Source organism: Acinetobacter sp. H1(2024) (assembly GCF_046557555.1).
Lineage (GTDB): Bacteria > Pseudomonadota > Gammaproteobacteria > Pseudomonadales > Moraxellaceae > Acinetobacter > Acinetobacter seifertii.
Window position 1 is genome coordinate 313,262 of the sequence record NZ_JBKGFO010000001.1, and the last position, 14,045, is coordinate 327,306.

The 14,045-nt window shown below is 39.6% G+C and carries 9 protein-coding genes; 5 read left to right on the forward strand and 4 right to left on the reverse strand.

What is annotated here, in order from left to right; genetic code table 11:
• Positions 1-12 precede the first annotated feature (12 nt).
• The 3 genes from ACLCEG_RS01475 to entS are packed head-to-tail and all read left to right on the forward strand — an operon-like array spanning position 13 to position 8,639.
• Complete coding sequence (locus ACLCEG_RS01475) at positions 13-228, forward strand: MbtH family protein (RefSeq protein ID WP_410565242.1); 216 nt, start codon at positions 13-15, stop codon at positions 226-228.
• A gap of 12 nt (positions 229-240) precedes the next feature.
• On the forward strand, positions 241-7,392 hold the full coding sequence (locus tag ACLCEG_RS01480; protein ID WP_410565244.1) for an amino acid adenylation domain-containing protein: 7,152 nt from the start codon (positions 241-243) through the stop codon (positions 7,390-7,392).
• Positions 7,389-8,639 (forward strand): enterobactin transporter EntS, encoded by a 1,251-nt coding sequence (gene entS / locus ACLCEG_RS01485; protein ID WP_410565247.1) that lies wholly within the window; start codon positions 7,389-7,391, stop codon positions 8,637-8,639. Before ACLCEG_RS01480 ends, entS begins: the two co-directional genes overlap by 4 nt.
• A gap of 41 nt (positions 8,640-8,680) precedes the next feature.
• Here the strand turns inward: entS and ACLCEG_RS01490 are convergent, their stop codons facing one another.
• Positions 8,681-9,418, reverse strand: coding sequence for a 4'-phosphopantetheinyl transferase family protein (locus ACLCEG_RS01490; RefSeq protein ID WP_410565250.1), 738 nt, complete (start codon positions 9,416-9,418; stop codon positions 8,681-8,683).
• A gap of 413 nt (positions 9,419-9,831) precedes the next feature.
• Here ACLCEG_RS01490 and ACLCEG_RS01495 point away from each other — a divergent pair, with 413 nt between their 5' ends.
• Together ACLCEG_RS01495 and ACLCEG_RS01500 are read left to right on the forward strand one after the other, a co-directional pair.
• Positions 9,832-10,122 (forward strand): hypothetical protein, encoded by a 291-nt coding sequence (locus ACLCEG_RS01495; protein ID WP_046812789.1) that lies wholly within the window; start codon positions 9,832-9,834, stop codon positions 10,120-10,122.
• A gap of 2 nt (positions 10,123-10,124) precedes the next feature.
• Complete coding sequence (locus ACLCEG_RS01500) at positions 10,125-11,729, forward strand: PepSY-associated TM helix domain-containing protein (protein WP_410565252.1); 1,605 nt, start codon at positions 10,125-10,127, stop codon at positions 11,727-11,729.
• A gap of 46 nt (positions 11,730-11,775) precedes the next feature.
• Here ACLCEG_RS01500 and modC read toward each other — a convergent pair whose 3' ends face one another.
• From modC to modA, 3 genes are read right to left on the reverse strand one after another with little or no spacing between them, the layout of a single operon-like run.
• Entirely contained in the window at positions 11,776-12,396 is a 621-nt protein-coding gene (modC, locus tag ACLCEG_RS01505) for a molybdenum ABC transporter ATP-binding protein (RefSeq protein ID WP_410565254.1), read from the reverse strand.
• Positions 12,397-12,400: 4 nt separating this feature from the next.
• Positions 12,401-13,093 (reverse strand): molybdate ABC transporter permease subunit, encoded by a 693-nt coding sequence (gene modB / locus ACLCEG_RS01510; protein WP_410565256.1) that lies wholly within the window; start codon positions 13,091-13,093, stop codon positions 12,401-12,403.
• Positions 13,090-13,875, reverse strand: a complete 786-nt coding sequence (modA, locus tag ACLCEG_RS01515; RefSeq protein WP_410565259.1) for a molybdate ABC transporter substrate-binding protein — start codon at positions 13,873-13,875, stop codon at positions 13,090-13,092. The genes modB and modA overlap by 4 nt, the downstream gene beginning before the upstream one ends.
• Between the last annotated feature and the right edge of the window lie 170 nt (positions 13,876-14,045).

Genomic DNA, 14,045 nt, shown 5'->3' on the forward strand with positions numbered 1-14,045 from the left:
GATAACAATATCATGAGTAACTTACAGGAAAATTATATCAATCCATTTGATAACGAAAGTTTATCTTTTCAAGTTCTAAAAAATCAGCAAGGTGAGTTCAGTTTATGGCCTGCTCAACATCAGGTGCCATCGGGGTGGGATATTCAGCATGGACCAGATACGCGGGCTTCATGTATTACATATGTAGAAAAGCATTGGTTAACCATTAATCCTTTTCAACAAGCGTAATGGAGAACAGTCATGAATCAAGCATTACATAATGAATTTACTCAAGAGCTTTCTGGGCCAACACGCTTTGAGCTTACTTCTACACAATTGGGGATATTTCTTGCCGATCATTTAAGTTCTATTAATGATCTATATACCATTGCTCACTGTCTTGAACTTCCTAAATCGGTTGATCTTTCATTATTTAAACAAGCCATTCAAATTGGTTTAAATGAAGCCGATACGGTCATTGCTTCATATTCATCTGACGCGTCTCAACCGTTTATTGAGCTTAACAATCAAGTTCAAATAAAAATAGAAGAATTTAATTTTTGTCATTTAACACCTAAAAAAGCTCAGCAACGTTTATGGGATTGGATGCCAACAGATCGGTTATGCGCAAAATCACTTAAAGAAACCGATAATCACTTATACCGTCAGGTGTTATTTACGACGCATGACAAAGTGTATTGGTATCAGCGTTATCATCACATCATGCTTGATGGTTTTAGCATGATTAACCTGACTAAACGTATTGTTGATTTATACCAGCAATTACAATCAGGAAAAGATCTTAGTCCTTCGCCTTTTATTGAAGTTCGACATGTTATTCAAGAACGTCAGGCTTATGAAAATAGCCATCAATTTAAAATAGACCAAGCTTTCTGGAAGTCATATTGCCAAGATTTACCGAGTCCTGTCACTTTAAGTACTCATCACTTGGCAGCAAAAACAACAGCACGATTTGTTAAGCATCACCTTCGTTTTTCTTCAGGAATTTTAGCCTTGATACAACAGATTGCTTCAAATCTTAAAGTTGGTTTGAATGACATTATGATGTCATTGTCATTACAATATATTTACAAAATGACCGACAAAGCAGAATTGGTTGTCGGTATTCCATTTATGCGCCGTTTAGGTTCAAAAGCAATTCGCTCGACTTTACCCGCAGTAAATGTATTACCGGTAAAGTTCAGTGTGAGTGAAAAAGACAGTTGGATGAGCTCAGCGCTGCATGTACAAACTCAGCTGCAACAGATACGTCCACATCAAAAATATTATGCTGAACAGATTTTAAGAGATTTAAATAGTATCGACATTCATGAACGAATGTACGGCCCTATTTTGAACTATAAAGCTTTTGACCAAGATTTAGTGTTAGATGGTGAAAAGGTCAAAACACACCACATTTCTACAGGACCAATTGATGATTTTGAGTTTTCTTTTATTGTTCAAGACCAAGAGCTGATTATAGAACTTCGTGCAGATGCAGAGCGCTATACACAAGATGAGCTCTTTATGCATGGCCAACGTTTAACTCTATTGCTTGAACAAGCGCTGATTCAACCAGAACAACAATGGAAAAGTTTTAATATTACGCCACAGCAAGAACTTGCTGCCCTGACCCAAAGTGGTATTGGTCCGCGTGTTAGTCACCCTGAACAATATAATAATGTTCTAGATATTTTTTATGAACAAGTTAAAAAGTATCCCGAACGTACGGCAATCGTGAGTGGCGAACGTCCAAACCTTGTGCATCTGAGTTTTGCTGAGCTTGCAGTACAAGTGAATCAACTCACTCGTTTTTTACAAGAAAATGGAGCCAAAAAGCAAACTGTCATTGCTGGCGCTATTCCTCGTTCGATTGATTCAGTTGTGGTGATGTTATCTGTACTCAATTCTGGTGCGAGTTTCTTGCCTCTCGATTTAGATTATCCAATCGATCGTATGCAAATGATGTGTGAAGATGTCAATCCATTATTTGTATTAACCACCCAAACTCTCGCACAGCAATTACCTAAAAATATTCAACAGCTATATCTTGATCATGAAGACGTTCAAACGCAAATTCGAAAGCAAGATGCGAGTGATATTCCTGCCGAAAATCGTAAATTTAATTTCCAAGACGTCGCTTATGTAATTTTTACCTCGGGAAGTACGGGCCGTCCTAAAGGGGTAATGAACACACATGGTTCTTTACTCAACCTCATTTTGTCACATAAACCAACCATTTACTGGCCTGTATTAGAAGCTGTAAATGAGCGTTTCCCTGAGCGTCCGTTACGTGCAGCACATACACACTCTTTCTCATTTGACTCATCTTGGCTACAAGTTTTCTGGATGCTCTGGGGCCAAGAGCTACATATTTTTGATGAAAACATGCGTCGAGATGCATTTGGTTTAGTGCAAGAAATTCAGCAACGACAAATCGATACACTTGATTTACCGCCATCTTTTTGTGCGCAAATGATGACGAATGGTTTATTTGCTGAAAATCAGCATCACCCAAGTCTTATTTTGATTGGTGGTGAAGCTGCACCTTTAGCTTTATGGCAACAGCTGAATGCTCAGCCAGCGCTTTTTGCTCATAACTTATATGGCCCAACAGAATATACGGTTGATACTTTCCGAGCAGAATTAAAACAGACAGCTCGCCCTGTCATTGGTAACCCGATTGGTAATACACAGGCCTATGTACTAGATCGCCACTTGCAACGATGCCCAACAGGCGTGATTGGTGAACTTTATATTTCTGGCTTTGGGATCGCCAATGGTTATTTAGGTCGAGCTGACTTAAGTGCTGCCCGTTTTGTAGCAAATCCATTTGAACATGGACAGCGCATGTACCGCACAGGTGATTTAGTCCGCTGGAATAGCGCGGGTAAACTTGAATTTATGGGGCGCTGTGATGACCAGATTAAAATTCGTGGTTATCGAGTTGAAATTGGTGAAGTTGAAAATGCACTTTCGATTTTAGCCAATGTTGAAAGTGCAGTCGTGATTGCAGAACCGATTAATAATAGTCATCGTTTACTCGGTTATTGTGTGGTCAAAGATATTGAACTCGATGAAAAAACCAGTGAGCAATTAAGTCAGCAATATTTAAGTCAGTTACGTCAAAACTTACCTGAATATATGGTGCCTTCTGCCCTAACGGTTATGTCCGAATTTCCACGAAATGTAAGTGGCAAAGTCGATAAAAAAGCACTGCCAAAGCCTCAAATTCGTACCCATAGCCGAATGGCCGAAACGTCTGAACAACAACTTTTATGTCAAATTACCGCATCTGTTCTTAAGCTTGACGCAATTGGGATTGATGATGACTTCTTTATGGCAGGTGGCGATAGTATTTCGGCCATTATGCTTTGTACTCAATTACGCCAACGTGGTTACGGCTTAAGACCAAGTGATGTATTCCAATTTAAAACAGTCGCCGCTATGGCACCGCAACTCACCCGTTTAGATGAACAACAAGCGGCCGTTTCAAAACCGTTATTTTCAGTAGACCTAGAGCAAAAAGTTCAAGAAAAATATGGAAAAAACAGCACGATTTTACCTTTGCTTCCTTTGCAAAAAGGCATGCTGTTCTTATCTCAAGTAGAAAATCAATCGAACTATAATGCCTTTACTCGTCTTAGTTTAAATGGAGACATTGACCCGGTACGTTTACAGCAAGCGTTGATTACCGTATTAAAACGTCACCCTCAATTAGGTGGGCATTTTGATAGTGAATTAGCTGAAGAACCTGTTTTTATCTATTCATTACATCCTACTCGAGCTTGGCCAGTTCAGTTTTGTTCGGTCACTCCCGATTTGCTTGAGCAAACCATTCAAGAAGCATTGCAGCAACCGATTCACCTCGACCAACCCTATGGCTTAATTCGGGCAACCTTAATTCAACATGCTCCAGAACAGTCAGAATTATTGATTATAGTGCATCATCTGTTAACTGATGGTTGGTCAACTCCGCTGTTTTTACAAGACTTTATTAAGGCTTATCAGCAGACTAACCAACAACTGCCAGTGCTTGAACATAGTTATGAAACAGTGATTAAAGCTTTATCTGGACGTGACCATGAAACATCAAAAGTAATTTGGCAACGTGATTTAGCAGATTTACAGCCACTTATTTTATTTAATCAAGCACAGCAAGTTGTACAGGAAACTTCATATCGTTTAAGTGCTGAGTTGGGTGCGAAACTTCAACACAAATTACGCCAGCAAGGCATCACGCTCAATGTCTTCATGCAAATGATTTGGGCAATGACTTTAAATATTTATGCTCATCGTGAAGATATTGTGTTTGGTACACCTGTTTCTGGGCGTTCAGCACCTATTAATGGTTTAGAACAGCAAATCGGATTGTTTTTAAATACGATTCCAGTGCGTGTGAAGCTCAACATGCAGCAATCACTTTGGGAACAATTACCTCATTTACAGCAATTGCATGTTGAACATTTAGAACATGATGGTTTAGGCCTACACGGTATTCAACAATTAATAGCTCAAGGCAATCTTTTTGATAGTTTATTAGTTGTAGAAAACTACCCAGATAGCCAATATTTACAGCAAAAACTTGGTAATGCTGCAATTTCAAAGCTCACAAATCGCGGTTATAGTCACTATCCACTTGCGTTACTGGTCATCCCTGATCATCAAATTGAGCTGTTGCTCGAACAGCGTGGTGTAATTGATCAGCCTGAGCATTTCCTTGAGCGAATGGTTCAATTGATTGAAATTGCATTAAATGAACCAGAGACATCTCTAGCTCACTATCGCTTACAACTGGCCGAAGAACGCGATTTAATCCAGAAAACGAATCAAACTCAATATGAAGTTCGTCCAACAACATTACAGCAATTACTCAGAGAACAAGCTCGAATTACGCCTGAACAAACGGCGTTATGTGATGAACATCATCAGCTCAGTTTTAGTGACGTACGTTTTCAAGTTTGTGCTTTAGCTCAGCAATTGCAAAAAATGGGCGTGCAGGCTGGAGACATAGTTGCCGTTGCCCTGCCAAGATCAATCAAACTCAGTATTGCTATTTTAGCGGTGATTGAAGCAGGTGCAGCTTATTTACCTATTGATTTACAACATCCGTCTGAACGCATCAAATTTATGTTGCAGGATGCCAAATCTAAACTTGTGATTGGTGAACAAAAAGATCTAGCTGCTATTGCCCCTCAATCAATAGCTACCTTTGCTTTTAATGAATTGTTTGATGAAACAAAGGTTGATTTAAGCAGCTATAAAACGACAGTTATTACCCCACAGCATCCGGCATATTTAATCTATACATCGGGTACAACAGGTCAGCCAAAAGGCGTCATGGTTTCTCACCAAGCCATTGTGAACCGTATTTTATGGATGCAATCAGAGTATCCACTGTCAGCAACCGATACGATTTTGCAAAAAACGCCATGTACTTTTGATGTTTCGGTATGGGAGTTTTTCTGGTCATATTTAGTGGGTGCACGATTGGTTATGGCACCTGTGGATGCACACCGTGATCCATTGGCATTGTTAACCCTCATTCAAAAATATCAGGTAACAACATTACATTTTGTACCTTCAATGTTGGTTGTTTTTGAAAATGCTGCTACCGAAATTTTGTCATCTGCTCAGCGCCAAAGTTTGGCAATCCGCCGAGTGTTCTGTAGTGGTGAGGCCTTACCAACGGCTTTAGCAAAATCATTTACAGAGCACTTTAACTGTGAATTGCATAACTTATATGGCCCAACGGAAGCTGCAGTAGATGTGAGTTATATGGATGCAACACTGGGACTACATCCAGAAGAAAGTAGCGTTGCAATTGGCTATCCAGTCTGGAATACCCAGCTTTATATCTTGGATCAATACTTACGCCCCGTTCCTGTTGGAGTAGATGGTGAGCTTTATTTAGCAGGCCATCAACTGGCCATGGGTTATTTGCATCGAGCGGACTTAACAGCAACACGTTTTGTGGCAAATCCATTCGCAGCAGGTCAACGCATGTACCGCACTGGTGATATTGCCCGTTGGCATGCAGACGGAAGTATTCAATATGTGGGACGTGCTGACGACCAATTAAAGATACGTGGGCAACGTATTGAACTGGGTGAAATTGAACAACAATTACGCTTACTCAGCGGTCTTGATGTGGTTGTACACCCTATTTCTTCTGAACAAAATAAAGCTGATGTTCAGTTAGTTGCTTACTTGCAAACAACAGCACCTGTGGACATTGAGCAGCTAAAGAAACAATTGGCGAAACAGCTTCCAACTTATATGGTGCCTACACACTATGTGCTAGTTGAGAAATTCCCATTAAGTCATAATGGGAAGCTAGATCGTAAAGCGCTGCCCCAACCAAAAATTAATCCTACAAATACAGAAAAACAGTACGCCACCACTGCTTTTGAACACGAACTGACACGTATTTTCCAACAAGTTTTAAATACGGATCAAAATATTGGTGTGAACGAAGATTTCTTTGCGATTGGTGGGCATTCCATTTTGGTGATGAGGCTTGCAATTGAGATCCGAAAAGTATTTAAGCGGACCATTCCAATAGGTCAATTGATGAGTCATGTCACGATTCAACGTTTATCGGCTTTACTGCTTACACAAGAACGTTTGGCAGAAGTTGAACAAACTGGCATGCAACCTGTTTTACCCATCCGTTCTGGCTCTGGGCATCCATTGTTCTGTTTTTACCCAGGTTCTGGTTCCGCATGGCAATATACGGTATTGAACCGTTATCTACATCCTGATTTACCAATTATCGGTTTGCAGTCTCCTCGACCAGATGGCCTATTGGCAAATAGCAATGACATGGACAAACTGGTTGAAAAACAACTTGAGATTATTCGCAAGCAACAACCAACTGGACCTTATACTTTATTAGGTTATTCGCTTGGCGGCACTGTGGCTTATGCAGTTGCAGCAAAGCTCACTGAACAAGGTGAAAAAGTTGATTATCTAGGCTTATTAGACACTTACCCTGCTGAAATTCATCAGTGGTTAGATTTGTCGGTAGAGGAAATGAATGCAGAAGCCGAACAAGAGCAGCTTCAATTCTTCAATGATATTTTAGCCGATGCAGATACGGCATTAAGTGAAGAAACTCGCCGTTTACAAGAGGATATTTTTGCAAACTATCGTGATGCCGTCCGTTTATTAAAACCTTATAAAATGCCAAACTTTAATGGTGAACTACACTTAGTTGTTGCTGAAAAAGACCTGCTGCCGTATATCCAACCAGAACAACAATGGTCGCCTTTAGTTAAAAAACTCAATATTGTTCGACTGAGTGAAGCGGACCATACCGATATATTGTCTCCGCAGCAGCTTGAAACACTTGGCCCGATTTTAAACCGCATGATTTGTCAGGCGCGCGGTTTAGAGGAGCACACGCCATGAGCTTCAAATCTATATTGACCGATTTTAGTCTTTTAAAACGTAATGCCCATTTCAGGCATGTATTTATTGCCCGCACATTGTCATTATTAACCATTGGCATGTTGGTCGTGGCTATTCCAAAACAGGTCTATGAGATTACGGGTAACTCGCTTAACGTTGCCGTCGCAATGGCTTTTGAAGGCATAGCCATGTTTATTGGCTTGTTACTTGGTGGTTTGCTGTCAGATCGCAAAGATCGAAAATGGCTGATTTTATTAGCACGTGGTGTCTGTGGTTTAGGCTTTGCAGGCCTCGCCATCAACGCCATGTTTGAGTACCCTTCACTCTATGCGATTTATTTTCTATCAGCATGGGATGGTTTCTTTGGTGCACTGGGTGTAACTGCAATGATGGCGATTATGCCTGTGATTGTAGGCCGTGAAAATATTGTACAAGCCCGTGCGATCAGTATGGTATCTGTACGGCTTGCAACTGTTATTTCACCAGCAATCGGCGGTATTTTAATTGCTGCTAGCGGTGTTGCAACCGTATATTGGGTCTCAACGTTAGGTACTTTACTTACTGTATTTTTATTGATGGGGCTACCTGCGCTTAAACCACAACATGCATCAAATGGTGAAAGTCCTCTTCGCCAATTAGCTCAAGGATTTAAATTTGTTTTTAAAAATAAAGTGGTCGGTAGCACCATTTTAATTGGAACATTGCTGAGTTTTAGCAGTGCTATTCGTATTATTTTTCCGCAAATGGCAGATGAAATTTTTCACGGCGGCGCATTTGAACTCGGACTTATGTATTCGGCCGTGCCTTTAGGCTCAACTTTAGGTGCCTTACTCAGTGGATGGACAACACGGTTACTCAGACCCGGCTTAGTTATGCTCTATACGTGTTTAGGTGTTTTTGGTTGTATGATTATGATTGGGCTTTCACCTTGGCTCATCGTGACTTTACCAATTTTATGTGTGTTTGGATATTTGATGTCGATTGCCAACTTGCTTCAATACAGCATTGTGCAAGGACATACGCCTGATGAATATCTAGGGCGGATTAACGCCATCTGGCTCGCACAAGATGCGTTAGGCGATTCGATTGCCACTACAACTTTAGGTCTTTTAACTCGGTTTTTACCAATATCAGGAAGTATCCTCTTCTTTGGCATACTAAGCTTTGCAGTAGGATTTATGTTCCTATTCAACTCTCAAGATATGCGTGAAACAGGATTCCAAGATCCTAAATTACAAGAAAATTAATCTCTAAATAAAAAGAAGGCAATTCGTTGCCTTCTTTTGCTTTAAGCAAAATTTCGTGCCTGAAAAACCCAAGTCATAATATGGTCTTGCTCTACGGCCCAGCCACCGTCATAGCATTCTAAGAGTTGATAGCCTTGCTGAATTTCTGGCAAAAAAGTTAGCGTTAATGTTTTATTTTCAAAATTAATATCAACTATAGATGCTTCTAAGAAATCGATATATTGCTTTGCAGTGGGATAAACCGCTTTATATAGACTTTCTTTTATAGAAAAAATTAAGCTCACATAATGGGCAAAATCAAAACCAAAACACTCACAGGCTTTATTTTTCCATAATTCAAGCTCACATGGCGTTAAGATTAGATGTGCACTCTCTTGAGCAAATTCTGAGGTCACCCAGTGCTCAATATCAATTCCCAAATAAACCGCATTGCTAGATAGCGCAACAATTAACTTATTTTGTGAATGACTAATGCTCCCCAAAACATGAGTTGGCCAGATGGGCAAATGTTCGTGCATAGAAGTTATTGACTGATCTAGACCGAAATGATGATTTAAAACAGCCTGAGCTAAGACCCTGCCACATAAGTACTCATTTTGACGTTCGACACGCGCTTGAGCAATTTTTAGGGGATGCTCTAATCGTTGGTCTATATGCAAATGCGTTGTTTGCGATAAATCTAGCCCATAACAAAATAGCTGTGATGTAAGAAAAATAGGACTCGAGATTTCATAAATTGATTTACTGATTTGTTCAGGAATGTATAGATAATTGCTCAATGTATTCGACTTCAAAATAAATATTTTTAATGAGTTACCTCCTATCTTAACTTACTCACCACGAACATATAAATAATTATATTTATCATTTGATAATAATTATTATTTACTTATACTGTTGGGTAAATTTTGACTTTAATTTACTTATAAACATCGATTATGAAACTTATAGGACTTTTTTTGACCCTGTTGGGAGCGGTCAGTATCTATTGTAGTCATAGCAACCAAAATCTGTTATCTCAACATCTTCCTACTTTCTTTAAGTATTTGGGTCTAGTGCTATTAGGCATTGGATTTATTGCGCTCTTTGCAAGCTTACCGAAAGTGGTTGCCGCTTTTTGCTGGTTCATGCTCATCATTTTTGCGTGGTCGTTTCTTCCTTTTATGGCGCTTTTTAAACGGAAACTGGTTTCATGAAAGCTAAAATTCAGTCTCCGATCCAGCCAGACTGGTGGAGTAAAACTTTTGCTGGTGGCGTTTTTGGTCTAAGTCTTTCTATCGCTATTGGTAATTTAATTGTTTTATTGGGCCAATCTTATGTTGCCATGGATTTATTGGTGCAAGTAGGTATGTGGAGTGTTCCTTGGTTTTGGATGCCTATTATGTTTGGCAGTTATTTTTTTACGACTGGACGAAAAGCGCTTATCTATTTATTCATTGCGAATGCCCTAGCGTATAGCTGTATTTTTGTCTTACGGGGTTAAATATGAAAGTACGTTCAGACATCATGAAATTAGCAAAAAATATGCATACTTGGGTGGGTGTATGTGCAGGTATTTTGCTTTTTATCTGTTTCTTTGCTGGTGGGCTCAGCATGTTTCAGCACCATATTAGTATGTGGGCTACGCCAACACAGCAAGTATTACCGAAAGTCTCACCCGATCAATATAATGAACTCATTCAAAAAGTACAGACTGCCTATCCTGCTGCACAAAAGAACTTCACACTCAATTTATCGTCCAATGAATTTCACTATGCACCCATTACGTGGAGCGAGCATGAACGTGGAGATGGCTTTAATGCTGCTCAGTCTACGTGGATGGCAAGCTTAGATAATAAAGGTCAATTAATCGTTGCTCAAGAAAACTTATCTAAAGCAGGCTGGCTAATCGAACAGTTGCATGAAACAGCAGGCATACCGGGCATGGTCGGCCATCACGGTTTAGGTCTCTATGTGATGGGCGTGGTTTCAATTTTATATTTTCTTGCTTTACTTTCAGGAGTGATTATTCTTTTACCAACTTTGGTAAAGGATTACTTTGCCATTCGGCCCGGTAAAAATAAAAAGCGCTTTTGGTTAGATGTGCATAACGTGATTGGAATTACGAGCTTACCGTTCCACATCATTATTAGTATTAGCGTTATTGTCTTTGCTTTTCATGACTTTTTTTATGATGCGATTGGACAACTTGCCCTCAAAGGACAGCCAGTTTTTCAGCGTTCTCCCCCTGCGCTTATTCAACCTAAACAAACGCACATTGATGTGCAGCAAATATTAGCTCAAGCTAAAAAAGTAGCGCCTGAATATTCAGTTGACTATATCCAGTTCAGTGGCCTAGACAAACCGGAAAAAGCCAATGCACGTATTGCCCTGTATAGTTCAGATCAGATGTTGCGCGGTGCAAATCATGACTTTATGCGTATGAATCCATATGCAGTTGAGCACTTTAATCATAAAGGCATTAACACACAGACTGATGCTGGGAATAAGTTAATCAACGCCATGTTTAGTCTACATTTTGGAAGTTTTGGTGGTACGGGCGTACGCTGGATTTATTTTGTGTTAGGTGTAGGTGGCGCTTTCTTGTTTTATACAGGTAACATTCTTTGGGTTGAAACCCGCGCACGTAAACAAAAGCGTGCTGAAGATCCTGTTCCTGTTCAACGTAAAGATGTAGTGTTTCTTGCGAACTTAACGATAGGTGCATGTTTAGGGTGTGTTTTAGCTGTCGTAGGTACAATGTTGGCCAGTCGTTGGCTTTTCGCAGCGCTTAACATTGAAAGCATGAATCACCTCTTTATGTATGGTTATTATGTGATTTTCCTACTGAGTTTGATTTATACCTTTGTGATTGGCTATGCAAAAGCTTTACCACAACTGCTGTTAACCTTGGTTTTGGTGTTATTTGCGATTCCGCTTACATCCCTTTTAGCCTACTTCATTCCTCAAAGTGGCTTATGGATACATGGCGGAGAAATCTTAGTGGTTGATTTCTTAGCTATCATTTTTGCTTTTGCTTTCTGGCGTTTTTATCAGCAAGCTCAAGATCGTCGAAAATCTGCTCCAACGGGCAGTTTATGGGCTAGCTAACAACCATAAATCAACATGGCTGAAATAATGTGTGAAATATGAAAAATTATAAAACCCACATTGTTTCGGTCAGTTGTTTAATTTCTTGAATATCATGACTCACATAAATCATTGGAATTTTTATTTCCTGTTTTACTTTCTGAAAAAAAGGAATAATTTCAGCTTTATGATTCGCATCTAGTGCCGATAAAGGCTCATCAAGCAATAACAGCTTAGGTGAATATAATAATGCTCGACCCAGTGCCACGCGCTGCTTTTCCCCACCTGAAAGTTTGATAGGCATACGTTGTAATAAATGCCCTAACTTTAATAATTCAATAATGTAATCTGCTTCAAAGTGACGTTCTTGTTGGGATAGGTGCTTAAGACCAAATAATAAGTTTTGCTTTACCGTTTTATGCGGAAAAAGTTGAGCATCTTGAAAAACCAATCCAACATGCCGCTTTTGTGTGCTCAAATTAATGTTTTGATTTGAATCAAACCATGTTTGGCCCTGTATTTTAATGAGTCCACTACGCGGTGTGTTCAGCCCTGCAATGGCATGTAAAATCGATGTTTTACCTGACCCAGAGGCACCAAATAGCCCAATAACAGTAGCATCTGACTGGAAACTAGCTTCAATATGAAATTGACCCATCTGTAGCTGAAAACGGCAATCTATCAACATAATCTTACCGCCCTAAGCGCTTCTTTTGATAACGATGAAACCACTGTGCAAACCATAGCGCTAAAAAAGCCACGCTTAACGATAAAATAATTAGCCTTTGAATAGCGGCCTCGGTATCGGGTTGTTGCATTAAGCTATACATGGCCAAAGGCAAAGTACGTGTTTCATTTGAAATATTACCTACAAAAGTAATAGTGGCTCCAAACTCACCTAAACTGCGGCAAAAACATAAAATAGCACCAATTAAAATACCACTGCTGGCAAGCGGCATCGTGACATGAAAAAATGCCCCTAAAGATGAGGCACCTAGTGTCTTTGCTGCCATTTCTAAACGTTGATCGACCAGTTCAATCGCTAGACGAATAGATTGAACCAATAGCGGAAAACCCATTACTGCTGATGCCAGAACGGCACCTTTCCAGTTAAATGCAAAATCAATTCCGAGTGGCGCCAAATATTGCCCAACAACACCGCGGCTCCCAAAAACTTGTAAAAGCAAATAACCAGGAACCACTGGCGGTAGCACTAAAGGTAAAAACACCAATGTTTCAATAAATGACTTACCCCAGAACTCTTTACGTGCCAAAAACCATCCCACACAAATTGCAGGAATAATGCTGACCACAAGACAACTTGCTGCAACCTTACAAGAAAGTTGCAGAACGCTGAGTTCTTCTGGGGTTAAAGAGAACATCATGGTTTATCTGGGGTGAGCACACTAAAGCCATATTTTTTAAAGACAGCTTTGGCTTGGTTGCTTTGCAAAAATTGATAGAACTTTGTTGAGTTTGGATTCTTTTTAACCATTCCTACAGGATAAGTAATTGGCGAATGCGTATTTTCTGGAAATACGCCAGCTACTGTTACATCTTTACTAATCGCAGCATCGGTTGCATAGACAATACCCACCTGACATTCACCACGCGCAACAAAATTTAATGCCGCTCGAACATCTTCTGTTTCAACTAACTTTGGCTCAATACGGCTCCACCAACCTAGGTTAGTAAAAGCTTGTTTAGCATATTTGCCTACAGGCACACTTTTGGTATCTCCTGTACAAATCTTTCCAGTAAAGACTTTATTGGGATCAGTGGTTTTATCTAATTTTATATTTAATGGTCTTCCTTTAGGTGTAATTAAAACCAAACGGTTACCTAATAAATTTATACGGCCATTTGCTGCAACTTGTTTTTTGTTTTGTAGATAATCCATCCACTGTGTATCTGCTGAAATAAAAATATCTGCGGGCGCACCTGCTTCAATTTGCTTAGCTAAGGTCGATGAGCCTGCATATGAAGTTTTAACTTCTACTTTATTCTGTTTTTCGTAAATTTTTTCTAAATCGTTAATTGCATTCGTTAAGCTTGCTGCTGCATAAACAGTAACTGATTCAGCCTTGGCTGAGATATTAAAAACCAATCCAATGCTGAGGACTGAACAGGCTAAAGCTAATTTTTTTATCTTTGTATTACTCACCATTATTGTTACCTTTTTTGTGTTTTTTGCAGCGATATATACTCAAAAATATAGCGCTACATAAAGATTATGAAAAGCATAATTCGTTAACTATTGATGACTGGAATGTATTAGTGCTTTTGCAGCATGCACGTGATATTAAGCAAAAGCTATACCAAATTAAAAGATTTCAT